We start from the raw sequence: 24,259 nt of genomic DNA, 5'->3' as shown, positions 1-24,259 counted from the left end.
ATTGCCAGGCTCTATCAGCAGCCGATTGACGAGCTTGAGAGTTTAATTTATTAACCCAATGTGTTTTTTTGTTGTCTGCTAGTACCGCACAAAGTTTTTGGAGATCATTGCGGTTTGTCCCCTTATTGTCCAGACAATAACGAACACAAGAGTTACGCACAAACTGAGATGTCCTAATTGCTTCATCAAGTCTTTGGTATTGTTCTGGTGTCCCGTTTTTTAACTTGGCTTCTACGACTAGCATTGATTAATCCTCGACCCTGGAGCAATTAAGTATAACACAGTTTACTTACAAATGGTAGAATTAAAATCGTGGTTCGCGGTCAATATCCTGGTCGGATTTCATCCCCCGCAAAGGTTGATGTCTTGTCGAAAAATTTAGCGGTGGCATTCATCCGACATTTAAGGTAATGTTTCTCATCAGTTGTTCTGTTATAAGAGATGCCCTTGTGTCAGGAAATCAAATCGGAGAGGGTTTTGTCAAGAGTCGAGAGAGAAATTGTATCTAAGAATAACAAAATTAGACCACACACATTTAAGCCTTTTTGTCAATGCGTAAGTGCTAATTTTTACTAAAATATTGCTTAAAACCCCTTGCCAGTAAGGACTATAGCTACAATCATGGATTTTTATCAAGGTGAAGAAGAGTAAATTTTTTCTGAGAAAAAATTTACTCTTGAAAATATTCTCAATAGTAGTTTCTACAATGAAGGTTTTTCGTCAAAACATCTTGGGGAATGTAAAAATATATAAAAGTATATGAAGGTCTGCGGAATGTCGGCTACAATTAAATCGGCTCGCTTGTGAGTTTATTCTCTGCTTGGCACGACTCCCAAGGGTGACGACGAGAGTAAACCAGGTGGCTACGATAAACCTAAAATTTTCCCAAAATAGGAGGAACCTCTCATGGTTGAGGCCATCTTGCCGGGTACTTACATAACAGTACGAGATGAAGGACTGATTAGTGCTGGTCAGGTTGTTTCAGGAAATATCGGAATTGTTGGAACCGCAGCCAAAGGACCAGTGGATGAGGTACAAATTCTTGGTAGTTTTTCGGAAGCTAAAGCAATTTTCGGGGAAATTGATCCCGCTCGCCAACTAACCTTAATTCAAGCACTAGAGCAGATTTATAACAATGGCGGTAAGACTGTGTATGCAGTTCGTACAGCTGCTAAAGCCGCCAAAGCTACCTACAAAATCAAAGATAGCTCTGACAAAGATCTGGTGACACTAGAGGCAAAAACTCCAGGAAACTGGGGTAATGACATCAAGATCAAAATCACTGATGCTGACTCGCCTGCTAACAGCAAAAAAGTCGAGCTAACCTATCAAAATACGAAAGAAACCTATACCATTTCTAAGTCCGGCGACCTGGAACAACAAGTCAATAACCAGACTAAAGGTTCTACTTTAGTAACTGCCACTCTAGCTAAAGGCTCTTCCTCCGATACTTTGCCAAAAAACACCAGCGAAAGTGGGGAGGAATTGGCCGCAGGCTCCGATGGAGAACCGGCTAAGGAATATAAAAATAGTCTGGCACAATTGGAGAATGAACTAATAAACTTGGTTTTGCTGGCCGGACAGGATGTCACCAACCCCGAAATGGTGACAGCACTGCTGGGTCACTTGAACACAACCGCGACAATCAAGCGAGAACGGATCGGCATTATTGGTAGCGGAACCCCTGATGATGTTGACACGATCGCCGGACACCCCCTGGATAGCGATCGCCTGATTTTGGTCGCACCAGGACTACAAATCTCCCCCCAGGTTAAACTCTCAGGCGCTTACACAGCAGCAGCAGTCGCGGGCCTACTGGCATCTCTGCCAGTGCAGGCTAGTCCGACTAACAAACCTTTGACGATTCCTGGACTCGCCAAGGAGTTTTCCACCTCCCAGTTGGAAAAGCTGGTCGGGAAGCGAGTGCTGGCGATCGAGAAACGGGAGGGTTTTCGGGTGGTCAAAGGCATTACCACCGCCACCAATTCTGCTTGGCATCAGATTACCACTCGGCGGATTGTTGACTTTGCCATTTACGGGGTGCGCTCCGCCTGCGATCCCTACATTGGCAAGTTGAATAACGAACGGGTACGGGGAGCGATGAAAGCTACTCTTGATGCCTTCTTGACGCGCATGGTCCAGAATGAAGCTCTGATTAGCTATGAGTTAGCCGTCACCGCTAACCGAGTTCAGGAAATTGCCGGAGAAGCGATCGTGACCATGACCCTGCGACCGACCTTCAGTATTGACTTCATCAAAGTAACCATGTATCTCGGTTAACCCACCCATCAATTACTTCTCAGAGGAGGAAAACTATGGCCAATAACAACGTTTTTCGAGGGTCTGATGCTACCCTAGTCTTAGCTGTGGATGACAAAGCCACCGAAGAAGGAAAACTGGCGGATGGATTGATTAGTGAGTATGAGTTTTCTAATGTCGTGGGACGACTGCGAAATGTACAGGTGAACGTCCACAATGAGATCAGACCCTATCACGAAATTGGCAAGCGCTTTCCTACTGAACTCCGTCCAGGTAATGTTGATGTTTCAGGCTTTGCTGAACGCGCTCACATTAACGGCGCACTCTTGCGGTTATTGTTAGGTGATGCGGCAAAAAGTCCACCGCCAGCAGACCCGATTCCCCAGCCAACTTTCAACATCGTCATCAATTTAAAAAATCCCGCACTCCCCAGCAACAGCAGCAAACTCGTACTATTTGGGGTCAAGTTTGAAAAGTGGAGTTTCAGTTTGCCAGAAGATGATTTTATCATGGAAGGGGTTACTTTCCGCGCTTTACGGATCAGCAGCGAAGAAACCGCAGGCTAACAATTATGGCTGAAATTTCCCTGACTCCAGAAGACCTGTTAGCGGGTGCTTCTGTCACTTTTGATATTGCTATCCCAGTCAGTATTTTGCATCCAGGCGAACTGGATACTTCAGCCGATAAATTCCCAGAGTCGAGGCGAATTGTCCAGATTCGTCCTCTGACTATTGGGAGATTTCAATTAATCATGAAGGCTTCTCGACAGGATGCAGGATTAATTCCCCTTTTAATGATTAAAGAATCCTTAGTTGAGCCGACTTTATCCTTGGAACAAGTTAAACAACTCCCTTTAGGATTGGTCAATTTTTTAATTGACAATATCCGCGAAATTAGTGGTTTAACAGGAAAAAAAAATCTTTCTTAGATGTTAGTCAGTCCCCTTGGGTACAAGCAGCTTATATCCTCGCTAGGGAATTTGGTTGGACTCCCCAACAAGTACAAACAATGACAATGGCGCAAGTTTCTCTATATTTACAAATGATCGCTGAGGATTCAACCAAAAACCATGAATGATGATTTTCTAGTCAGCCTCGGTTTAGAATTATGCCAAGAGTTTCAAGAATGGAATTACTCTTTAATTGACGATTGGCTTAATAGTATAGAGCTTTTAGAAAAAGACCTGCAACCTATAGCAAGATTGCACCTTGCTATAGAAGATTTATCGGAAATAACTGATTTATGTAGAGATTGGGAGGCTTGGCTAACTGCTGATTTTGTCCCATCTTTAAGGTCTAAAAATGGGGAAATGTCTTCTCTTGAAAGGGATAGTTCCCCATTTGACCTAGGGGGAAATACTTCTTCTTTCATGTCATTTTCTCGTCAATCTTTGGCTTCAGCTTCTGATTATACTCAACCCAATCCAAGAGTAAGAACAAGCAATTATCCGCCTTTACAAAAGGAGCAAGAAAATTCATATAACATTCGTCAAAAGAAACATAGAAGTTTTGATGATAATCATCAAGCTAATAATATTTATCCGCAAAATAACGCAACGAAAAGCCAGCAAGAATTAACCGGTTTAGTTAGGGATATATCAGCAGAAAATTTACCCGTAGATTCAGATAATCTCAATTTGGAAACAACCCCTTGGCAAAATTCTCAACAAAAGACTGAAATTGAGTCAAATAATCCCTCACCGAAAAACTGGCAAGAATTAACGGATTTAGTTAGGGATATATCAGGAGAAAATTTACCCTTAAACTCAGATAATCTCAATTTGGAAACAAACCGTTGGCAAAATCCTCAACAAAAGACTGAACCGAAAAACTGGCAAGAATTAACCGATTTAGTTAGGGATATATCAGCAGAAAATTTACCCGTAGATTCAGATAATCTCAATTTGGAAACAACCCGTTGGGAAAATTCTAGACAAAAGACTGAAATTGAGTCAAATAATCCTTCACCGAAAAACTGGCAAGAATTAACTGATTTAGTTAGGGATATATCAGCAGAAAATTTACCCTTAGATTCAGATAATCTCAATTTGGAAACAACCCCTTGGCAAAATTCTGGACAAAAGACTGAAATTGAGTTAAATAATCCTTCACCGAAAAACTGGCAAGAATTAACTGATTTAGTTAGGGATATATCAGGAGACAATTTACCCTTAGATTCAGATAATCTCAATTTGGAAACAACCCCTTGGCAAAATTCTGGACAAAAGACTGAAATTGAGTTAAATAATCCTTCACCGAAAAACTGGCAAGAATTAACTGATTTAGTTAGGGATATATCAGGAGACAATTTACCCTTAGATTCAGATAATCTCAATTTGGAAACAACCCCTTGGCAAAATTCTGGACAAAAGACTGAAATTGAGTTAAATAATCCTTCACCGAAAAACTGGCAAGAATTAACTGATTTAGTTAGGGATATATCAGGAGACAATTTACCCTTAGATTCAGCAACAGCGGCTGATATTATCTCTCAGCCTGCTGAGATGTTACCAATTCCACCCCAACTTTTACAGCAATCCAGAGAAAAGTTATATTATCAAATTAATAATATTAACAGCAACTTTTCTAATATTCAAAAAACAGAATTAGAAATCAATAAACAGGAATCTGAAAATCAATCTTTAAATCAACACCATAGCCTGCAAGATACTGAACAACAAGCAATCGATCTAGATTATATTCTAGAAACTCTACAAACAAAAATTAATCAAGAATACCGACGATTTTATGGAGGTTAAATATGGCAATTGAAATCGCAGGAATTCAACTGAATCGAGTACATCAAATCGAGACAATCGAGCAAAATAACTTTGTCTATCACCAAATTCCGGGAAAACAGGGAAACCTAGTCCAGAATTTTGGTAGAGATTCGGTAAAATTACAAATCAAAGGCATTTTTTATGGCAATAAATACTTGGCTGATTTAGAGAAATTAAGAAAAATTTACAAAGAGCAAAAACCAGTTGAATTTATTGCTGAAATTATCGGACAATCCTATTTTAGTCAAGTAATTTTAGAAAGGTTTGCCGTTGTTCAATCTGCCACAGATCCCGATCAATTTAGCTATACTTTAACCCTAGCTGAATATGTACCTCCAACTCCTAGTCAAACAGTTGCACAAGGGGCTTCTGTTGATGCTAATATTAAAGCAGATGCTGCTAGTTTTATGACCGTTGCTATGCTACCAGATGCTTTACAATTTGGTTCAATTCCAGCAATTACTAATCCGATAGAACCATTAAAAGCTTCTCTCGATCCTATCAAAGAAGCAACTAGCACTCTTGATGGTAATCTTAGTGATTTAAAATCACTCTTTAACCTTTAGTGAAAATATGGTGTTCTTTAGGATTTTTGAGATTTTCCTCCCACAGTCTCCACACTCCCCTCCCCATTATAACTTTATTGACAGTCCCCCGACACCTGCTATAATGATTACCATCGGTTTTGATAACAGTTCCATTTTCTCTGAAATCCTTGATGTCCTAAGACTTTTCAAAGAATCGGGGATTAGCTCTAAGTCTCGCACTGTATCACCTAACTGTCAGCGCAAAAAAAATGTGACGATTTGTGTCAGACGCTCGGATTATGATTATTAACCATTACTTTAAATAAAAATTATGAGTTTAGCAATTCTCGATCAAATCCAAACCCTTGATGTAGATTCACAAGCAACTTTTGCGGAAGCGGGAAAACCTTTTACCGATTCTCAGAAATTAGTTAAGGATAATTTAGTGGGAAAAGTTACCCCTCTTACTTCCTCAGATTTAACCAATAGCTTTGATCAAGTAACTCAACTTACTAGCAAGCCGATAGAGATCCCTACAGCACCTTTTTCTGTGGGTGAAATTCAAACACAGGTTACGGGAAAATTAGGCGATATTTCTAGCATTAGTATAGACACTTTAACCCAGTCAATCCCAGCTAACCCCGGCGCAGATACTTTTAAAGGATTAGCTGTCACAGATCAAGTTAATAGTTCTCTTAGTAATTTAACTTCATCTATTACTGGTAATGCTAATTTTGGTCAACTTGGTATTTCCCAAAATCAATCAACTCCCTTTGACGAGTTTCAAGAGTTTCTCAATAATGCTCAAGCTTTTCCGGGTAAAGTTTTAGATGCTATTATTAAAGCCTTTAAAAATTTTATTGATAAATTATCTAATCCAGACGAATGGTTAGATAGGCTTAGTTCTGAGGCTTTAACTGAAATTTTTGTTGAACAAATTCAAGAACTTAATTATATCTTACCCAATGGAGCGATTCAACTCTATACCTTACAACTTAATCAACAGACCCAACTTTATAAAGATTATCAAAATTTTCTGAAATCTCTCGATCCTAAAAATTTAAGCCGCGCCAAAATTATACCCTTAAGACAACAAATCAAAAGCTGGTTATCGGAGGTTAACTCTCAAGGAGAACAGATTAATTTAGCAGTTAAAAATCTTAACTCTTTTGATATTGATAAGTTTTCTACGCTTTTGACAAATCTTCCCAATAGTGGAGGGGGACAAATTGAAACTCTTTCCAAAATGTTTCAAGGTATAGAAAATTTTGTCAACAGTTTAAAAGAACGGATTACGACAGTCACAGAACAACTAAAAACCTTCATTACAAACATTCAAGATTTAATTGATCAGGCTATTACCAAAGTCAGCGAAATCGGGAACAAGATTTTAAAAGCGATCGCCGATAAAATTGAACAAGCGGGAAAAGCTTTAGATCAGGTTCAAGCTTATCTGACTAATACGATTGATAAATTAGTTGATTTTGTTGAACAAACAGCAGCAAAATCTGATGAAATTGTTAAACCTTTAAAGCAAGCGATCAATCAATTTGCTAATACTGCGGTACAAGGTATTGAAACAGTAGCGCAAAAAATTAAACAGACAACTCAAACAATTGAGAAATCTTTAGATGAAGTAAATAAAAAAATTACTACTGAACTTAGTCAGGAACAATTGAAAGCAAAAATCAAAGAACTTCTGGGTAAAGTAACAGGTGTTTTACAGAGTCAACCGGTTAAAGATGCTTTAAATAAAGCTGATCAAGGTATCGATCAAGTGGTGGCTGCTTTACAGAAAGTTTCCCTTGAACCTGCTTTTCAATTGGCAGTTACTCAAACCAATAAATTAGAACTAGAACTCAAAAAGATAGATGTTTCTACCATGGGGACGGCACAAAAAACCGCCTTAAAAGTAGGAGTCAAAATTCTCCAAGAAATTGATGTTCCTGGGGTAGTTAATCCAGAATTAACAGCAGCCTTCGATTCTCTGTTAGATCCGGTTGTTGGTTTAGTAGATTCAATTCAGGGAGAAATTAAACAAGTTGATGAACAAGTTAAATCTTTTGCTCCTGGAACCTTAGTTAAGACTTTTCTTGATCCTTATATTCAATCTCTAGTGACGGAACTCAATAAATATAAACCTTCTGTACTTTTAGAGACAGTTAAAGAACTGTATGAAACCTTACTAGAAAAGTTAGAAATTTTGAATCCTAATCAGCTTTTAGAACGCTTAGAAGAACTTTATGAAAAATTACTGGCAGTTGTTGACTCTCTCTCTCCTGAAAAACTCACACAGTTCTTGACGGAAAAGCTAAATGCACTGAAAAGCATCTTAGATAACTTACCAGTTGAACAACTGATCAATAAAGTTATTGAAGCCATCGGTGATGTGGAAAAACTGTTAAGCGGTTTAGGATTAGACAATGTGTTAAATTCTGGTTTTTGGCAAACTTTAGAAGAAATTTTGAGCCTTAACCTTCAAGAACAAATTCAACAAGTAGATACTATTAAAGCGAAAATTCTAGAACGGGTTAATAACATTGATGAAACTAAGTTGAGTGCTGCGTTAACTAGCTTACGGACTAATCTTACCAACTATGCAACCGATCCTAACATTGCGATCAGTAACGCCATGAATGAGTTAAACCAAGCTTGGGAAAACTATCAAAAGGCAGCCGATAATTTTGCTGCTGAATGGAATCGCAGCAAGCCACTTTTAGATAATTTTAATCCACCGGCGGAATTTGCGGTAGATTATCGAGACTTGTTAACTCGTATGACTGATTTACGTCAAAGATTAGTCACTGCAAAAGTCACCAACGATCCTGGTACAAAAGCTCTAACTCCTTTGTCAAATCCAACCAGAGAAAAGTTAGACAACTTACTGAAAAGTTCTACAGCGCGAAGTGATGAACAAATTATTGCTGATTTGAAAAAAGTCATTCCCAATGAAATCGAATCTCAGTTGACAGGTCCGCTCAAAAGGATTCTTAGTACCTTGGATGAAATTCTTGCTCAACCCCGTACTATCCTAGCAGAAATTAAGAAAGTCATTCAACGCTTGCAATCTGCTCCTACAGAAATCGCCAACATTCTGAAAAATTTAACCGCTGATTTTGGTAAACTTATTCGAGATTCGATCAATAAAGTTAAAACTGCTATTGATGGTACTGTAAATAAAATTATTGATTCCCTGGAAACAATTTACAAAGAGATTGTTGATAAACTCAAAGAACTAAGACCTTTGCTGATTCTAAATTCTTTCTATGATGTCAGTGATTTTAAAGGTGGTACTGTGGTACATCTCTTGACAAAATTACGGCGTAAAGAGCCATTGGATGCAGTTTCAGCCTACTTCTGGACAACTCTCAATGAAACGCAAAAAGCCTTGCTAGAAAATGCTGATCCTAACCAACCAGGAACGCAAAAAGCTCTTTTTAATGCTCTCAATAAATTACTAACAGATGTAAATTTCTACGGAACTGAACGCTTCAAATTAGTTGCTGAAAATCTTCCCCAAGAAGCTAAAGATTTAATTGCTAAACCCCAGCGCAGCGAACTAGAAACTATCCGCTTAAATCGGTTACTGCTAGAAACCGCTTATCCTCAAGAAATAATTCTGAGCTTACAATCAATTTATCCATTCTTCTTAGGGAAATTGAAGGATATTTATCCCACCGAAATAGTCAAAAAACTAGATCAACTTCATGCTAACATTGTCAAACTCATCCTTGATATTCCTAAAGCTTTAGAAGATGCACTTAATGATGAATATCAAAAAGTAGTAGCTGCTTATCAAGAAATACGCCAGAAAATTGACCGTATTTTTAAAGCTTTAATTGAACGACTATATGGTTTAGAAAGTGAATTGGGTATCGGTTTAGAAGATGTCAGTGATGCTTACCGAAGTTTGTTAGTAGCTATTCCCGTTTAAGGAGGTTAAACTAAATTTATGAATCAACCTCTACAAGTTAACTATAAAGTAACGATTGGTACTACCACTTATACGGTTGATGATTCATCGTTGGTTTTAAACTTGCGGGTAAGTTCTTCATTGAATATTCCTGTAAATTTATGTCAGATTTCCCTCATTCTTGCTGATTCGTTGGCTCCCTCTCTTGATGAATCGATAACAGTTAAATTAGGAAGTAATTCTCAATTAAGTCAGGTTTTTCAAGGTAAAATTAGCCAGATAAAATGGCAGGTTGATCAGGTAAATATTGAAGCTATGAGTAGTTTTAGTAGCTTGACGAAGGCAAAATTTAACCTCCTCTATGAAAAGTCCTTTGCTGGAGATATAGTAAAAAATATTGCTCAAAATATATTGGGGTTGAAAGTTAAGCAAGTTGACAATGGGATTAAATTTCCTGTCTATGTTATCGGAAATCAGCACACAGTTTATGAAAATTTACAAATCTTAGCTCAGAAATGCGGCTTTGATCTGTATGCTAATATTGAAGACCAATTAGTTTTTGCTCCCTATAAAACCTCAAAAAAACATAAATTTGAGTATGGCATTAATCTTCTTGCTTGGGAACAGATGGAGGAAAATCCCTTGCAATCTGGGGTAGAAGTTTATGGGGAAAGTCCCGCTAGTCAGGGACAAGGGGAAAAAGCTGTATCTTGGCTCACTAAAAAAGAGGTTAAAGGAACTGATGGCAAAAAATCTCCAGCAACTTTGCAACTAGAAGATTCTACTGCTAGAACTCAAGATATTGCCAACAAAATTGCTAAAGCTTACTTAAACAAATACCAGAAAAAACAAAAAGGAGTGATTAAAGTTGTGGGGGAACCTGAAGCTAAATTAGGCGACGGTGTTGAAATTGCTAAAATGCCAATATCGTCGCTTAATGGTACTTTTAAGATTACGGGAGTAGAACATTATTTATCTCGTCACAAGGGATTTTATACTACTATTCACTGGGAGGAAGTCTAATGGATTCAATTGTCGGCGTAATGAAAAAAGTTGCTCAACAGGAAGCACAAAAAATCTACACTACTGAACTTGGTATTGTTACTGCAATTTTTCCTCATTCAGCAGAAAATGATCAAGATAATTATCAATGTTCAGTAAAATTGAAAAATAAAAGGCAACCAGACGGAACTGATTTTGAACTCAGGAAAGTTCCCCTTGCTACTCCCCATTTAGGATGGGTAAATATTCCCAAAGTTGATGACCTGGTTTTGGTTACTTTTATTGGGGGTGATCTCAATTCTCCTGTGATTATTGGTCGTTTATACAATGATCAAGATCAGCCACCTGTCAACCAAGAGCAAGAATTTTTATTACAACATCCTCTGGAAAATGGTAGTCAAATTAAGATTGATAAAGATAGTGTGATTACCATTACCAGTAAAGATGAAAAAAGCATTGTGACAGTGAAGGATAAAGAAATCACAACAACTAATGAGAAATGCGAAATTAATCTTAATGATGGCGATATGACCTTAAAAACTCAACAGTGTAATATTGTTCTTAAAGGGACGACTTTGACGATTGATAATGGGACTTGTAAAATTGAAATTGCCAGTGGAGGAATTACTATTGATGCAGCAAGTAGTAATCTGACTTTGAAAAGTTTAGGTGGGATAAAAATTGGCGATGCTGCTACTTCTAGTATCCAAGTTGGGGGGAGAGTTCCCGCCAATGCGATCGCCGACAATGATGACATTTTGTTAACAACTCATACCCATCTGGGAAATTTAGGTGCGCCTTGTCCGATTCTGGTTCCGACTGAAAAAATTAACTCAATTCAAGCTAAAGCAAGAAATACAAAAGTAGGATAATTAACTAAGTAAAATTGACAAAGAGGCTTAAATCATGGTCAGACTTAAAGGCGCAAACAGCGATTATGAATATTCAAGTCAAACTGATGGAATTGTTGACAAAACGACAGAAAGACCAGAGCTTTTTCTTCAGATTTTTATCTGTCCCTATGATATGCCTAGTCGCATCGAAAAACCCCATAATGGTAAATGGTGCATAGGCACAGATCAGAATTGTCCCCACGAAGGGAATAAATCCGGTCATGCTCTTATCAATCTACATCAAAAGGAGGGAATTTCTTTAATTACTGACAACAATAATAAACTCTCAGTCACTCAGGAGGGTAATATTGAACTCATCCCCGCTAGTGGAAAAGTTATCATTAAAAGGGATAAAAAACCGAGTTGTTCTTTAACCCTGTTAGATCAAGGATTAGAAATCAAGCTAGAAAATGGCGCAGCAATTCGTTTTGATTTAGCCGGTAACATTGAATTAAGTCCTGCTGTCAATAAAACAGTGACGGTTAAAGGCAATCTTACCGTAGAAAAGGAAATTACTGGAAAACTTTCCTCCGCCATAAAACAGGAATTAATTCAGGAAATTAAGCAAAGCTTAAATAAATAATCAGGGGTTAGAATATGACCAGTATCAATACTTTTGATCTGCAATTAACACCGGGGGAACTAGGACAAAAACAAGATCTTAATCGAGTTGATGGACGAAAAAATCTAGCACAAGCTATTGTTAATAGATTTTATACTCGTCGGGGAGAATTGACAAAATTAGGACATCCATCCTATGGATCTCGCCTTTATTTATTAATGGGAGAACCCAATAATATTCGTACCCGTAAGCTTGCAGAACTTTATATCAGAGAATGCTTAGAGCAAGAATCTCGGATTGCTGAAATCAAGGAAATTAGATTTGAACCACCTTCTCGCGACTTAGATAAACGCAATGTTTTACTAACAACAATTATTTTGCAACCTGTAGGAGAATCTACCGCTCTTAACATTCAGTTAGCCATCAATCTTTAGCCATAATTATCCTTTCACCAACACCGAGAATTAGATTATGACTTTTGAACCGAAAAAATTTGAAGAAATCTACACCAACATGGTGCAGAAATCCCAAGAAAAAGTTCCTACTTTGACAGATTTTCAGGTAGGTAGCGTTATTCGCACCATGTATGAATCTTTTGCTTATGAAATTGGGATACTCTACGAACAATTAAATCAAGTTTATCTGTCAGCCTTTATTGATTCAGCAGAAGGTTCACAATTAGAAATGTTGGTAGCTTTGCTAGGAATTCAACGAGGATTACCAGATTTTGCCGAGGGAACCGTCACTTTTCAACGGGATTTAGGAACCGACATAATTGAAATTCCTGTGGGAACTTTAGTGACTACAGAAGACAGTGAAAAATCACCGAAAAAAGCTTATACAACTATTGAATCCCAAATTTTTCCCGCCAATTCAAAAACTCTTGATGTTAAAATTCAAGCTGTAGAACGAGGAGAAGAACAGGTGACTAAGGAGGAGACAATTAATATTATGCCTCTTCCCATTCCTGGAATTAAATCAGTCATCAATAAAAGTCCTATACAGTTTACTGGAAAAAAAACAGAAACCGATGAAGAATTACGAAAAAGAGCCAAAATTGCCCTGATTTCTTCTGGAAAAGCTTCTAATATTGCTCTGGAAAATGCACTTTTAAGTCAGCCGAGCGTTAAAGAAGTTAAACTGATTGAAAGGTTTAATGATCCTGACCAAAAATATGGTTTAGTTGACATATTTGTCGATGGCGTTGATTTTAGCAATGAAACTAAAGTTCAAAGTCTCAAAAACCAGATTGATAAAGTTAGAGCAGCAGGGGTATTTGTTCGTTTACAATCAGCTATTTTTGTTACTATAGATGCTGTATTTAAGATTGAAATTAATCCAGCTATAAAAATATCAGAAATAGAGCGCAAGACAATAGAAAAATCTGTTGAAGAAAGCATCATTAATTATATTAGTCAAACAAAAATGGGACAACCTTTGTTGTTTTCTCAACTAACTCGCCAAATTCTTTCTGTAACAAATGTCTATAATATAGAGCGTTTTGAAATTTGTACCTATGTCCCAATAGACAATGGCTCTATTCCCAGTACACCAACTCAATGTTATGCTGATAATGATTCTCGAAAGCAAATTGATATTGAGGAAGCGCAAAAAATCTATCTGCATAAGATTTGGGTAACTTCACAAGTGAAAACAGTTCCTATTGTAATTAAATTTAAAATCAATCAGGATATTAAAGCTTCTCAACAACAAGAAATTATCGATAAATTATCAGAATATTTCACAAATCTAAAATCTGGTGAATCAGTGAAAAAAGAAGATATTAAAAATAAAATTGCTGAAGCTCAAATTACTGTTGAAGATAAAGACTTGAAGTTACAAGCTTCAGATTTATCGCCTTTAGCAGTAGTTACACCGGAATTAATTAACTTGAGTTTTGCCGAAAAAGCGGAATTAGACAAAGAAAATCTGTTTATCTATCGTAACATTCTGCAAATTGTTGGCGCAGTTCAATTTACCCCTCCTAACAAAACTAATGATGAAGAAAAAAATCAAATCAAGAAAATAATTATTGACAGTTTGAATGCTTATTTAGAGACTCTTAAACCCGAAGAAAACGTGGATATTGATGGGTTAGAAAAAGCGGTCAAAAATGTTGTTAATGATATGCCAGTCAAGCTTGATATCAATGATTTTATTACTCTGATTAATGATCAAGAAGAATTAAGAATAAATCAAAAGCAAATTGAAGTTAAACAATGGGAAAAAGCGCAACTTGGTAATTTTTGTGTAACTAGCGAGATTGAAAGTATCAAGGTAGATATTACTAAATTAAGTTTAAAATTGGTAATTCCCAATCCTTCTCCTAGTGGCTTCAAGCAAACAGATGTGATTGAACCAATACAAAAAGCTGTTACTAAAGCCATTCAAGACTTTCCGAAGCCGGAACAAGGGAAAAACTTGTCTTATACAAATTTGCAACAAGCTATTCCTACACCAATCAGTTCGCCAGAATTAAAAAATTTATTGCGAGGCGTTACTTGCGTTATCGAAAGTTTTGATCTAACAGCAACTTCTGAATGTGATAACCGCACTCAAACAAGAAATATTAACAACAATAAAGAGATTCATGTTCGTTCCGTCGAAATAATCAAAGAAATCAACCCTCCAGCAACAGTAGAGGTGAAATAACGCTAAGCACTGGAATATTTCAACTAATTAAAAACCACTCCAGACACAGAGGACACAGAGTTTTTTGATTGTGGTCAATCATCCGTACCTGATATATAGTCATTGCAAATAAGTTTGAGACATAAGTTGTAGGGGCGAAGCATTCGAGCATAACCTATCGCTGAAACCATAGATTTCTTATCCGAATGCTTCGCCCCTACGGAAGCTAACACCCTAATACCCAGTTTACTTGTTTCATTTTTAGTTGAAATAACTATAAATGCTTGCTGCAACTGGCCATACCTGCTATACTGATTTACATGGTTGTCGAGAACAGTCCCATTTCCACCGCAACCCCGCTTTTCCGCGACCCTACTCTCATCTTGTGTCCTAAACGGAGAAAACAATGGCGATTAGTGGTAGAACAGCTAGTATCATAAGTCGGTTTCCCCACTTCTATCCTCCCGAAGATCCTACGAGTTTTTTACCTCAATTTTTGGATGTTTTTGGAGAGATACTAGACGAAGTGGAGCAGGATTTAATCCGTGTCTTAAAATCTCATTTTATTAATACAGCAGACAATTTTGGTTCTCTGGGTTTCACCGCTACCCAAAAAGGAGATTTAGATAAAATCTTTGCTCTTATGTTAGCGGAATTGGGGGGAACATCCCAATTAACCACAGTCAATCCCGAATTTCAGCCTAGGGATTTTACACAAATCTCCCTATTAGTGAAAGAATTGGTTGATTCAGAAAACCCTTTATCGAGTTATATTTTTACAAAAATTAAATTATTTGAAAATACAGAAAATTTAATCAATAAATATCATGTTAACAATTCCTACTTCTCCAAGAATTTTCAATTTCAAGCATTACTAATTGTTAAGTTTATTATTGGAGAGGATGCTTTTACCAGCTATCTGCGCGATAAATTATCAGCAGAAACTAAGGAAAAATTATTCAATTATGATGGTTTAGAATCTGTTAACACCGATTTAAATCTTGTACTAATTAAAGAATTTAATAAGATTTTACAAGAAGATCGTAATCTTTATAAATACCTGCAACAAAGAAATTTACAAAGCAACCTTTTACAACAAATTACTCAAGGCTTAGAACCAGTAAAAATAATATTAGCAAAAGGATTGTATCGGCGTTTACCTCTAGACATTCAAAGAATACTTTCTCGACAAAACCCGCCTTTTCAACCTCAAGATATTACGCCTGAAATTGAGATTGACTTAAAAAATCAATTAAAAGCTTTATTTAAAAATATCTCCTTTGTCCAACAATTACTGGCTGCAATTAATCAAGCTGAAGCAGCAACTACATTTTTATCAACCCAAGCAATCAACAGTTTATTAGAAATTGGCAAAATTAGTTTATCTAGTTTGTTATCGATTCCAGAGAATACCACCAATATAGAAATAGCCAAGCTTTCCCCAGAAGCGGAATACCTTCTATCTCAAGTCATCGTTGGAGATGACTTAATCCGACTCAATCGAATGCTATTAGAATCGGTTTATCCAGAGGAAATTCCCTCCAGTGAAACGCCAACAGCAAGAGAAGTCGCTGAACAACTTGCTAAAGCTTTCAATCAGAAAATTTTAACTGATGACAAATTCTATGAAAATAATAAAGAGAGTTTTACTTTTAAAGGCCTATCTAGCGAACTACAAAGCTTGATTCAGTCTCAATCACAAATTAAACGGCTGAATCGCTTACTATTAGAAACAGCCTATCCCACTTATTTAGAAAAAAATATTACTGTCTATCGCAAACGTCTTCAACGCTTAATTGATGTTTTAAAATCTGGTGCTTCAACTAAAGAGGGAATCGTCAAAATTGTTGCTGCAAACTTAGGGATGAGTACGGATGATAGCCAGGAGATTAAACCTTGGGAATATCACCTTTTTGACATTCCGATAACCTTAGAATCCTCTCTTAGTAAACTTACCGTACCCGCAGAACTTCAGCAAGTCTTTCGAAAAAAAGGATTAATTTTAGCATTTGGGACAACTATTGTATTAGAGAAATCTCAACAGTGTTGGTTGCTTACTGATGCCAGCCAAGGACAAGTTTATCGTATTCTTAAAAAAAATGGAACCCTTAAGGTTTATCGTCAGTTAATTCGGGTAATTGAATTTTTTCCTGAATTAGTTTTTCATAAATATACAATTCATCCTCATATTGATAAATTTGATGTCCAAAACCCCAATGCTGTTCCGGCTATTCCTATTATTCAAATCAAGATTTTAGATAATCGTGAAAATCCGCAAGGTTCTTTATCACCTTTGACGAATATTGTTCTAAAGAATCTCACTAATAATCAATCTATAAAATATGAAGCAAGTCTCAATATCAATGAAATTTTATTAATCCTACCAGATGGTTCAGCTATGGTAAATGGAGTAACAATTCCTAAACCTCCACTTGTGGGAACTATGCCGAGTTTACCTTTAGGTCAATCTGAATGGTCAATAGAAGCGGATATTGGCAACCCACAAGTTACTTTTGATCGCACTCTGTTTGACTTTTCTTTGTTTGAAAAGACTGAAAATAATCCCCTTAAATCTGAGCAACAAGCTAAATCTTATTCATTGGAGGTTACATTCTCTTTTTATCAAATAACTCCGGGAGGTTTCACCGTTAAGATTCCTTGGCAAATCCCAGGTTACAGTGATCGCTTTGACGAAAGCTTAGATCATCCACGCAATCAAATCCAAAGTTTAATTGAAAAAGTCAAAGCATCGGGAATTTGTGCCAAGATTGCTTATGAACAACAATTTCAAGAAGACCATCAAATCCAGGAAAAATTGTTATTTCAAGGAAAAGGCAAATTTTCAGAAGATCATAACATAACTGATGAATTTGATGGTCGATCTCAACAATCTTTGCGTTCTGAACAGGAAATGTCTGATACATTTTTGACCTCAGCCGTATTTGACTACACTTATTTTGATACAATTGTATTTACCTAAGGAGATCTAGCTATGGCTATCCAAGACACAATGGACATCAAAGGAAGTCTCACCATCCAAAAAAGAGACTTGAATAATCAACTGGTAGAAGAAATTCACGCTAACAATACTATTGTCACTTCTGGACGGAGATTAGTGGCTCAACTTTTTAGTAAAGACTTCAAAGACACTATTAAACCAGTTTCTCAGATTGCGATTGGAGGTAATGATAAAGCGGTCAGTGATGATGATTTACAATTAGCTCAAGAAATCTTCCGCAAAAATATAAAGCCTATTAAAGACAGTGATTTAGTTCTGTTACCTGATAGCAAAAGAATCAAACTAACAATAACGGCTGATCTTCAAGCGGGAGAAGGTAATGGAGAATTAAAAGAAGCGGCTTTATTCAATGAGGATAAAGTCATGTATAATAGGGTTATCTTTAAACCGATTAATAAAACTACAGATTTTACCCTTACCCTGATTTGGGAAATCACCTTTTGAAATCAACTTACACTCTAATTATTGGTGACAATCATGCCATTAGCTGACACTCTCAACAGAAAACCGGGTGACATTCTCAAGTCTGATGATTGGAATATCATAATCAAAGAAATCGACCGCTTAGAAACAGCAAAAATTAATCGAGATGGAGCCGACACTCTTAAGGGACCTCTAACTATTGCTGAGTCCTTAAAAGTCAATAGTAATGTAACTATTTCTGGAAATTTATCAGTAACAAATGTCTTAGAAATTGGCACTCCACCTTTTGCCGGAAATACTGGCGGAAATCGTGATTGGATGCAAAAAGGAATCAAGATAAATTGGGATAGTGATAGTTTATTTATTGGCTTAAAAAATGAAGGAACTAACCGAAAAGATGCGGTAATTGCTTGGGGTGATGATCCACAAGATGACTTAAGATTTGTTAATGTACTAGCCGGAGGAGAGGTTCAAGGTAAAGAATTAATGAGAATTAAACCCAGTGGTAATGTGGGAATAGGAACTAATAATCCAATTGCTAGTTTAGATATTGCCTCAGCTTCTCGCACTGGAACTCATCCGACAGCCGTTAAAGGTCTATATATAACCGGTGATTTTAATGCTGATAATGATGGTGTAGAATTTCGCCATAGCAATGGTACTCAAGGAATTGGCTTTGGCTTCAATACCATTTATGCAGCAGGAAGTAATGCTAATCAAGATTTAGGATTAAAACCAAAAGGGACAGGAGAAGTTAAGGTTTCTGGAAGTTTATCAGTTTCTGGTATTGTTAAAGCCCAAACATTAACAGTTTCTGGTGATTTATCAGTAACAGGTTCAGTTAGTTTTGGTTCACAAACGCGTCAAATGCTTAATTTATGGTCAACTGGCTATGGAATTGGCGTACAAAGTGGGACCCAATATTTTCGTAGCGATTTCAACTTTGCTTGGTATCAAGGTGGTTCACACAATGATGCTGAATTAAATGCAGGTGGTGGAAGATACTTGATGACCCTTGATAGGAATGGCGTTCTTTCAGTTTCTGGTATTGTTAAGATTGGAAGCTTGCAATTGGGAGGTTTTACCTCTGAGGATAAAGATGAATGGCCTAATGTATTTTGGTCTCGTGATCTGAATCAAAATTGGGATGAAGGACTGATTAAACATTCGTCCAGTCGAGGATTTTTTAAAAAAGCAGGATTTGGTATTCATTTTCATGAGAAGCGACAGTTTGGGTTTTGGTCTACTGGTTGGAAGCCATTATTTGCGGTTGACGGAGGTACTGGTAATACTTATATTCAAGGCAACATTGGAACCCGTGGTCATGATCCTAATGGTGGCGGTAATTATCCATCAAATTGGGGAGGGGGTGTTCATACTTACGATGTCATTGCTGAGGCTACTGTTGGCTATAGCAACCTTCAGAAATGGTCATCGATTAAGGAAAAAAATAATATTCGTCCCCTTGGCAAAGTCTTGGATAAACTTGATAAGTTAAATCCAGTCTTTTTTGATCGCATGAAACAATACCGTAACGGCAAAGCTAACAATCTAGGTTTTATCGCTGAAGAAGTCAGGGAAGTTTTTCCAGAAATTATTGAAGAATACAATCCAGATAATCCAGAATTTTTTGCTGCGGCTATGCAAATGGATGCTATTGCCACATTATCCATAGCTGGTATTCAAGAACTTTCCCGAAAGTTAAAAATTTTGAAACAAGGCATTTCAGTTGATCGATGGGGAAATGTGGCTATCGGACAGAAAAAACCTCTTCAAGATCACAAATTATATATTTCAGGGGACTTAAGAATTGACTGTAAAACTTCAGCAGAAGCCTCAAGTGGACAAGCTATTCTTCCAGCAAATCCTGTAGGGTTTATGATTATTAACGTGGGAGGAAAAGATTACAAAATTCCTTACTATGATCTTTAGGTCAAATAAAAGATAGCATTTCCTAAGAAGCCTAAAATACCCTTTAATTTATTCTTCTGAGTGCCATAAATATGATAGAAATACTTAAGGAAACGCATGACAGGCAAAACAATGAAGTTAACTCCTATGTAACAGTCAAATTTTTGGGCTATCATGAGGTTTTTCAGCAGATAGAAACGATCAAAACTTATCGTCTTCCTAATAACCAATCAAAAGATGATTTCTTGCAGCAAGAATATGATAATTGGTTCAGTTGTTTTGATAATGATCTCGAATTTTGATTCTAGGTATAAGACTAAGCTGAAGTAGCGTTTCCCGACCATTTTTTACCCTTTGCAACAGAAACCAGGTTTCCGAAATCACAGCCTCGCAAGTTAGCAAAGGCGGCACAATCTGAGTCAACTGTTCTGTTACCCATGTATAATAACGATCGCGGCGATCAATCAAAGCCACCAAAACACCCGTATCAACAATCACTTGATAGAGTATTACTGTCCATAACCCTGCATATATTCTGGATTGGTCGAAAGATATCCTGGTCTCTCCCCTACCCCAATCGAAGCTTGGGCCACTTCAAAAAATGAGCGAGGAGTAGTTTCCAGTTCAGTAGTGCTTGCTTTCTGACGTTTTGCCCAGATAAACTCCACGTTTGTTCACAGGAAAAGTCGCTCAACAGACACTAAAATATCAGGAAATGCTAGGGGTGTGATCGCTCCTTGAACAACCCTAAATTCTTCAAGGTACTGACTTCCTTGAGGATTTCTGAAGACAATCACCTGCTTGGTTGCTAAATCTAAAACCCAATATTCCTCAATTCCAGCCGTTGCATAAATTGCCAGTTTAATCTCTAAATTCTTCTTTAAGCTTGTCTCGGCAATTTCTATAATCCAGAAAATATCTTGAGAACCTGGATGGCGATCATTGTAGGATGATTCTGGTAGTCGAACAATGGCAATATCAGGTTCGGGTTCCGAGTCAGATAGGGTAATTAGTCCATTGAAACGGACATCAGCCTTGCTTGAAAGCAAATCTTCTAAATATTTTACACCTCGTTTAGCTGTAGTGTAATGAAGCGGGGTTTCTGGACTCATTTCAAAAATTTTGCCATCTAATAATTCCCAACGACGATCACGCAGAATACCTGCTGCAATCATCTGATGATAATCTTCTAAAGAACATTTAGCCAATGTTTTCATATAGCATTTCCCTCTGAATCAAATAGCACTAAAGCGCAACTACGAACCTACTTTTATAAGATGTCTAATGTCAGGATTTTGCCGTGCCACATAGTTAGCGAATCCGCTGTATCAGTTATCAGCGATATAATAACATGATATAGTGTTTTCAAATAAAATGTGGAAAGACCTCTGTAGAGGCGCAAGGAACCCGCGTCCTTATCTCGTTCCACAACTCAAATGTAAACGCTATAGCAAATCTAAATGATTCGTGAACCTCCTCTGTTCCCCATGTATGATAATGATCGTGTCGATCAATCACAGTGCGATCGCATATCTTATCAGTTGGAGGGAAATATATCTAGCTTGATCAAATGGCCAAAGAACTAAACATTAGCTGTCAGGCTGTGATTAAATAATAATAATAGCGATCACTTTAAACGCCTTATACCTAAAGGAACATGAAGGAACAACCAGAAAAACGCCTCGCTGTCAGGAATGTCAATGCTCTTTAAATAAATCTATGAATGTTGTCTATCAACTACAAGGCGTTGAATTTGAGTGGGATAGTCATAAAGCTCAGATTAATTTGGAAAAACATGGCATTAGCTTTGAGGAAGCAACAGAGGCGTTTTTTGACCCCTTTTACCAAGAAGGAGAAGCAACCCCCCAGAATGTTACCAATAGTGAACAACGTCGGTTTATTCTCGGTTATTCTTTAGAACAGCATCTTTTGTTAGTTATCTATGTAGAAAAAGGAAAAAGAAACCGGATAATTTCTGCTCGTCAAGCTACTAGAAATGAAAGGAAACTCTATGAACAAACCAGAAGATGAATATAGCTTAAAACTGCATCCCCGTCTTGAAGAGACAATCTCTCTGGATATTCCAAAAGACACCTTAGCCGCCATCAAAAAAGTAGCTGCTAATCGAGATATGTCTTATGAAGCACTGCTGAAGCTGTATATTGGACAAGGACTAAGACAGGATTTAACCAAATTGTTTTCTAACCGTATATTAGAAACAACAGCACAGGTTTTAGCCAAGCATATTGACTCAGAAGCAGAAATATCGAATATCATAGAAGAAATCCTTGCTCAAACAACTTATCACTAAAGCAACAGGAAAGAACAAATCAAAGAACGTATCCAGTCCCAAGCATTAAATCGCTCAACCCAACCTACAAGCTTTACTTGCAAAGACTTATTGATTTTTTAGGAAATAACCCATGAAAAAACTGCCCGATGAAAAAACCTTATTAGCTATGCTAGAACAGTTCAAAATTGCTGAACAACAAGCGAGAGAAATTTGTGAAATATCAACAGAAGTAGCCTTAAAATATCAACAGCGAAGGCGAGAACTTAGGGAAGCAAAACAACAGATCTCTCACTGAATCAGCAACAAAAAAACCTCCGTGTCCTCTGTGTCTCTGTGGTGTTTATTATGATTATGTAACTGGATTTGCTATCAAGGCTGTATTGCCATAACCCTGCATATAGTCTGGATTGGTCGAAAGTTAGCTCCCGCAGGGGCGAAGCATTCGGATAAGAAATCTACGGTTTCAGCGATAGGCTATTGCCCGAATGCTTCGCCCCTACAAACTCTAAACTAATTTAATTTTAGCTTTTCCTAGTCCAGCAGTGAACTGACACAGCTAAAATGATATATTAGGATTGTGCAGAAACCCGAAACTCCTAAGACCTTTTTGGTGATTTGTAATGACTAGACAGAGTTAGAATACAAGTAATGGCCGCCAAAGACTTATTCCATCAGGCTGTGAAACAAGCACTCCTAAAACAGCAGTGGGTAATTACAGCAGATGCACTGAAAATTAAGATTGAGGGAGTGAGATTTGAGATCGATCTAGCAGCAGAAAAGATATTGGCTGCTCAGAAAGAAGAACGCAAAATTGCTGTTGAAATTAAAAGTTTTATTAATAACTCGGTACTCAATGATTTTCATGTTGCCTTGGGTCAGTTTTTAAACTATCGACTTGCTCTACAAATGAGCGAATCGGAGCGGACACTATATCTAGCAGTACCATTTGATACTTTTGACTCTTTTTTTCAAGAACGGTTTGTTCAAGAAGCATTAAAAATATATCAAGTCAAGCTGATAGTTTACGAACCACAAAAGGAGATAATTCTTGTATGGAAAGAATAGATTATTACCGTCAATGTATCCGTCAGCTACTCACTGAAAAATCAGCAAAAGAAGCCGACAATCCAGATATTGAATGTCAATTAATCTTTGATAGAGAAAATGACCACTATCAGTTACTAGATATAGGCTGGCAGGATCTAAAAAGAGTTTATAATTGTTTCGTACATTTAGATATAAAGGAGGGAAAAATTTGGATTCAGCGCAATATGACTGAGACAGATATTGCCAAAGAATTAGTAGAAATGGGTGTATACAAGGAAGATATTATCTTGGGTTTGCATCCAAGCTATAAGCGCCCTTATACAGGCTATGGAGTCGCCTAAGCTGTTCATCATTATAATATAATACAGCAGCAAAAAAACTCCGTGTCCTCTGTGTCTGGAGTGGTGTTTATTAGAATTTTATTTAACCTAATAAAAGGCGGTGAGTGTCAATGGTTTATAGCAATTTCAAGTTAGATGAATTAGTAAAACTTGTTGATTTAACCATTCGGGAACCCTCTGAATTATTCACCTCTATTCCAGAAGTAGAGTCTAGTGAACATTTAATAACAAACCTCCAGGAAACAGTCGATTTAGCAGTAGCTATCAACACCGAAAAAGCTCGTTCAGAAATGATTATTGCTCCCGTCCTATTAGAGTTGCGAAGGAAATTAAAACACCAAATTAGTCTATTTTCTGGAGTTGATTTTACTGTCGACGGTGTTTGCGACTTTATTATCAGTAAAAATCCAGAACAGTTATTGATTTGTTAGCCAATTGTCACAATTGTCCAGGCGAAAAATGAAAACTTAAACTCAGAATTTGGTCAGTGTATTGCTGAAGGGATCGCCGCTCAAATCTTCAACCAACAGGAAGGTAATAAAACCCCTGTCATTTACGGAGTCGTGACCATTGGAACTATCTGGAGATTTTTAAAACTTGTAGGTAAAACCGTTGAGATTGATTTGAGTGAGTATTATATTAAAGACATCAACAAAATT

General features: G+C 37.1%; 22 protein-coding genes and 1 pseudogene. 20 read left to right on the top strand and 3 right to left on the bottom strand.

Annotated features, from left to right (window positions below):
* A pseudogene (locus H6G48_RS25660) lies at positions 1-244 on the bottom strand (RNA-guided endonuclease TnpB family protein); the annotation flags it as partial.
* 662 nt (positions 245-906) lie between these two features.
* Between H6G48_RS25660 and H6G48_RS25655 the strand changes: the two are divergent.
* The 14 genes from H6G48_RS25655 (at position 907) to H6G48_RS25590 (ending at position 19,940) form a co-directional block, all read left to right on the top strand.
* Positions 907-2,280 carry a phage tail sheath C-terminal domain-containing protein gene (locus H6G48_RS25655; protein ID WP_147069696.1) on the top strand — a complete coding sequence of 458 codons (1,374 nt, stop codon included), beginning with the start codon at positions 907-909 and terminating at the stop codon, positions 2,278-2,280.
* 35 nt (positions 2,281-2,315) lie between these two features.
* Complete coding sequence (locus H6G48_RS25650) at positions 2,316-2,825, top strand: hypothetical protein (RefSeq protein WP_147069699.1); 510 nt, start codon at positions 2,316-2,318, stop codon at positions 2,823-2,825.
* Positions 2,826-2,830: 5 nt separating this feature from the next.
* The gene (locus H6G48_RS25645) at positions 2,831-3,187 is read left to right on the top strand and encodes a hypothetical protein (RefSeq protein ID WP_147069701.1); all 357 of its coding nucleotides are present in this window, start codon (positions 2,831-2,833) and stop codon (positions 3,185-3,187) included.
* Positions 3,188-3,328: 141 nt separating this feature from the next.
* Positions 3,329-5,017, top strand: a complete 1,689-nt coding sequence (locus tag H6G48_RS25640; RefSeq protein ID WP_190723845.1) for a hypothetical protein — start codon at positions 3,329-3,331, stop codon at positions 5,015-5,017.
* Positions 5,018-5,019: 2 nt separating this feature from the next.
* Positions 5,020-5,604: a DNA circularization N-terminal domain-containing protein gene (locus H6G48_RS25635; RefSeq protein ID WP_190723844.1), complete on the top strand. Its 585-nt coding sequence runs from the start codon at positions 5,020-5,022 to the stop codon at positions 5,602-5,604.
* 292 nt (positions 5,605-5,896) lie between these two features.
* Positions 5,897-9,499, top strand: a complete 3,603-nt coding sequence (locus H6G48_RS25630; protein ID WP_190723843.1) for a DUF4455 domain-containing protein — start codon at positions 5,897-5,899, stop codon at positions 9,497-9,499.
* An 18-nt stretch (positions 9,500-9,517) separates the two neighbouring features.
* On the top strand, positions 9,518-10,501 hold the full coding sequence (locus tag H6G48_RS25625) for a hypothetical protein (protein WP_199308269.1): 984 nt from the start codon (positions 9,518-9,520) through the stop codon (positions 10,499-10,501).
* Positions 10,501-11,352 (top strand): phage baseplate assembly protein V, encoded by an 852-nt coding sequence (locus H6G48_RS25620; protein ID WP_190359228.1) that lies wholly within the window; start codon positions 10,501-10,503, stop codon positions 11,350-11,352. The genes H6G48_RS25625 and H6G48_RS25620 overlap by 1 nt, the downstream gene beginning before the upstream one ends.
* Positions 11,353-11,386: 34 nt before the next feature.
* Entirely contained in the window at positions 11,387-11,956 is a 570-nt protein-coding gene (locus tag H6G48_RS25615) for a hypothetical protein (protein ID WP_190723842.1), read from the top strand.
* Between the two features lie 14 nt (positions 11,957-11,970).
* Positions 11,971-12,369 carry a contractile injection system sheath initiator gene (locus H6G48_RS25610; RefSeq protein ID WP_147069717.1) on the top strand — a complete coding sequence of 133 codons (399 nt, stop codon included), beginning with the start codon at positions 11,971-11,973 and terminating at the stop codon, positions 12,367-12,369.
* Between the two features lie 37 nt (positions 12,370-12,406).
* Positions 12,407-14,587: a baseplate J/gp47 family protein gene (locus H6G48_RS25605; RefSeq protein ID WP_190723841.1), complete on the top strand. Its 2,181-nt coding sequence runs from the start codon at positions 12,407-12,409 to the stop codon at positions 14,585-14,587.
* A 622-nt stretch (positions 14,588-15,209) separates the two neighbouring features.
* Positions 15,210-17,546, top strand: coding sequence for a phage tail family protein (locus H6G48_RS25600; protein ID WP_190723840.1), 2,337 nt, complete (start codon positions 15,210-15,212; stop codon positions 17,544-17,546).
* Positions 17,547-17,558: 12 nt separating this feature from the next.
* On the top strand, positions 17,559-18,029 hold the full coding sequence (locus tag H6G48_RS25595) for a hypothetical protein (protein WP_190723839.1): 471 nt from the start codon (positions 17,559-17,561) through the stop codon (positions 18,027-18,029).
* Between the two features lie 33 nt (positions 18,030-18,062).
* Entirely contained in the window at positions 18,063-19,940 is a 1,878-nt protein-coding gene (locus tag H6G48_RS25590; RefSeq protein WP_190723838.1) for a tail fiber domain-containing protein, read from the top strand.
* Between the two features lie 249 nt (positions 19,941-20,189).
* On the opposite strand, the gene H6G48_RS25585 is transcribed toward H6G48_RS25590, so the two are convergent.
* Both H6G48_RS25585 and H6G48_RS25580 read right to left on the bottom strand, forming a co-directional pair.
* Positions 20,190-20,417 (bottom strand): PIN domain-containing protein, encoded by a 228-nt coding sequence (locus H6G48_RS25585; protein ID WP_261779588.1) that lies wholly within the window; start codon positions 20,415-20,417, stop codon positions 20,190-20,192.
* 176 nt (positions 20,418-20,593) lie between these two features.
* Complete coding sequence (locus H6G48_RS25580; protein WP_147072058.1) at positions 20,594-21,136, bottom strand: Uma2 family endonuclease; 543 nt, start codon at positions 21,134-21,136, stop codon at positions 20,594-20,596.
* A 502-nt stretch (positions 21,137-21,638) separates the two neighbouring features.
* Between H6G48_RS25580 and H6G48_RS25575 the strand changes: the two genes are divergently transcribed.
* From H6G48_RS25575 to H6G48_RS26710, 6 genes are all read left to right on the top strand, one after another.
* Positions 21,639-21,950, top strand: coding sequence for a BrnT family toxin (locus H6G48_RS25575; protein WP_147072056.1), 312 nt, complete (start codon positions 21,639-21,641; stop codon positions 21,948-21,950).
* Positions 21,931-22,230 (top strand): hypothetical protein, encoded by a 300-nt coding sequence (locus H6G48_RS25570; protein ID WP_174237740.1) that lies wholly within the window; start codon positions 21,931-21,933, stop codon positions 22,228-22,230. Before H6G48_RS25575 ends, H6G48_RS25570 begins: the two co-directional genes overlap by 20 nt.
* Before the next feature lie 112 nt (positions 22,231-22,342).
* Positions 22,343-22,507 carry a hypothetical protein gene (locus tag H6G48_RS25565; protein WP_174237741.1) on the top strand — a complete coding sequence of 55 codons (165 nt, stop codon included), beginning with the start codon at positions 22,343-22,345 and terminating at the stop codon, positions 22,505-22,507.
* Between the two features lie 353 nt (positions 22,508-22,860).
* Positions 22,861-23,277, top strand: coding sequence for a XisH family protein (locus H6G48_RS25560; RefSeq protein ID WP_147072051.1), 417 nt, complete (start codon positions 22,861-22,863; stop codon positions 23,275-23,277).
* Complete coding sequence (locus H6G48_RS25555) at positions 23,265-23,600, top strand: XisI protein (protein WP_190723837.1); 336 nt, start codon at positions 23,265-23,267, stop codon at positions 23,598-23,600. Before H6G48_RS25560 ends, H6G48_RS25555 begins: the two co-directional genes overlap by 13 nt.
* A gap of 110 nt (positions 23,601-23,710) precedes the next feature.
* Positions 23,711-24,031 (top strand): hypothetical protein, encoded by a 321-nt coding sequence (locus H6G48_RS26710; protein ID WP_190723836.1) that lies wholly within the window; start codon positions 23,711-23,713, stop codon positions 24,029-24,031.
* Positions 24,032-24,259 lie beyond the last annotated feature (228 nt).

This window comes from Microcystis flos-aquae FACHB-1344, from assembly GCF_014698375.1.
Classification (GTDB): domain Bacteria; phylum Cyanobacteriota; class Cyanobacteriia; order Cyanobacteriales; family Microcystaceae; genus Microcystis; species Microcystis aeruginosa.
Note: the sequence above shows the minus strand (reverse complement) of the source record. Positions and strands in the feature narration are given on the sequence as shown.

Coding starts and splice junctions, on each gene's coding strand:
- H6G48_RS25655 (WP_147069696.1), top strand. CDS start 907: ATGGTTGAGGCCATCTTGCCGGGTACTTACATAACAGTACGAGATGAA.
- H6G48_RS25650 (WP_147069699.1), top strand. CDS start 2,316: ATGGCCAATAACAACGTTTTTCGAGGGTCTGATGCTACCCTAGTCTTA.
- H6G48_RS25645 (WP_147069701.1), top strand. CDS start 2,831: ATGGCTGAAATTTCCCTGACTCCAGAAGACCTGTTAGCGGGTGCTTCT.
- H6G48_RS25640 (WP_190723845.1), top strand. CDS start 3,329: ATGAATGATGATTTTCTAGTCAGCCTCGGTTTAGAATTATGCCAAGAG.
- H6G48_RS25635 (WP_190723844.1), top strand. CDS start 5,020: ATGGCAATTGAAATCGCAGGAATTCAACTGAATCGAGTACATCAAATC.
- H6G48_RS25630 (WP_190723843.1), top strand. CDS start 5,897: ATGAGTTTAGCAATTCTCGATCAAATCCAAACCCTTGATGTAGATTCA.
- H6G48_RS25625 (WP_199308269.1), top strand. CDS start 9,518: ATGAATCAACCTCTACAAGTTAACTATAAAGTAACGATTGGTACTACC.
- H6G48_RS25620 (WP_190359228.1), top strand. CDS start 10,501: ATGGATTCAATTGTCGGCGTAATGAAAAAAGTTGCTCAACAGGAAGCA.
- H6G48_RS25615 (WP_190723842.1), top strand. CDS start 11,387: ATGGTCAGACTTAAAGGCGCAAACAGCGATTATGAATATTCAAGTCAA.
- H6G48_RS25610 (WP_147069717.1), top strand. CDS start 11,971: ATGACCAGTATCAATACTTTTGATCTGCAATTAACACCGGGGGAACTA.
- H6G48_RS25605 (WP_190723841.1), top strand. CDS start 12,407: ATGACTTTTGAACCGAAAAAATTTGAAGAAATCTACACCAACATGGTG.
- H6G48_RS25600 (WP_190723840.1), top strand. CDS start 15,210: ATGTTAGCGGAATTGGGGGGAACATCCCAATTAACCACAGTCAATCCC.
- H6G48_RS25595 (WP_190723839.1), top strand. CDS start 17,559: ATGGCTATCCAAGACACAATGGACATCAAAGGAAGTCTCACCATCCAA.
- H6G48_RS25590 (WP_190723838.1), top strand. CDS start 18,063: ATGCCATTAGCTGACACTCTCAACAGAAAACCGGGTGACATTCTCAAG.
- H6G48_RS25580 (WP_147072058.1), bottom strand. CDS start 21,136: ATGAAAACATTGGCTAAATGTTCTTTAGAAGATTATCATCAGATGATT.
- H6G48_RS25575 (WP_147072056.1), top strand. CDS start 21,639: ATGAATGTTGTCTATCAACTACAAGGCGTTGAATTTGAGTGGGATAGT.
- H6G48_RS25570 (WP_174237740.1), top strand. CDS start 21,931: ATGAACAAACCAGAAGATGAATATAGCTTAAAACTGCATCCCCGTCTT.
- H6G48_RS25565 (WP_174237741.1), top strand. CDS start 22,343: ATGAAAAAACTGCCCGATGAAAAAACCTTATTAGCTATGCTAGAACAG.
- H6G48_RS25560 (WP_147072051.1), top strand. CDS start 22,861: ATGGCCGCCAAAGACTTATTCCATCAGGCTGTGAAACAAGCACTCCTA.
- H6G48_RS25555 (WP_190723837.1), top strand. CDS start 23,265: ATGGAAAGAATAGATTATTACCGTCAATGTATCCGTCAGCTACTCACT.
- H6G48_RS26710 (WP_190723836.1), top strand. CDS start 23,711: ATGGTTTATAGCAATTTCAAGTTAGATGAATTAGTAAAACTTGTTGAT.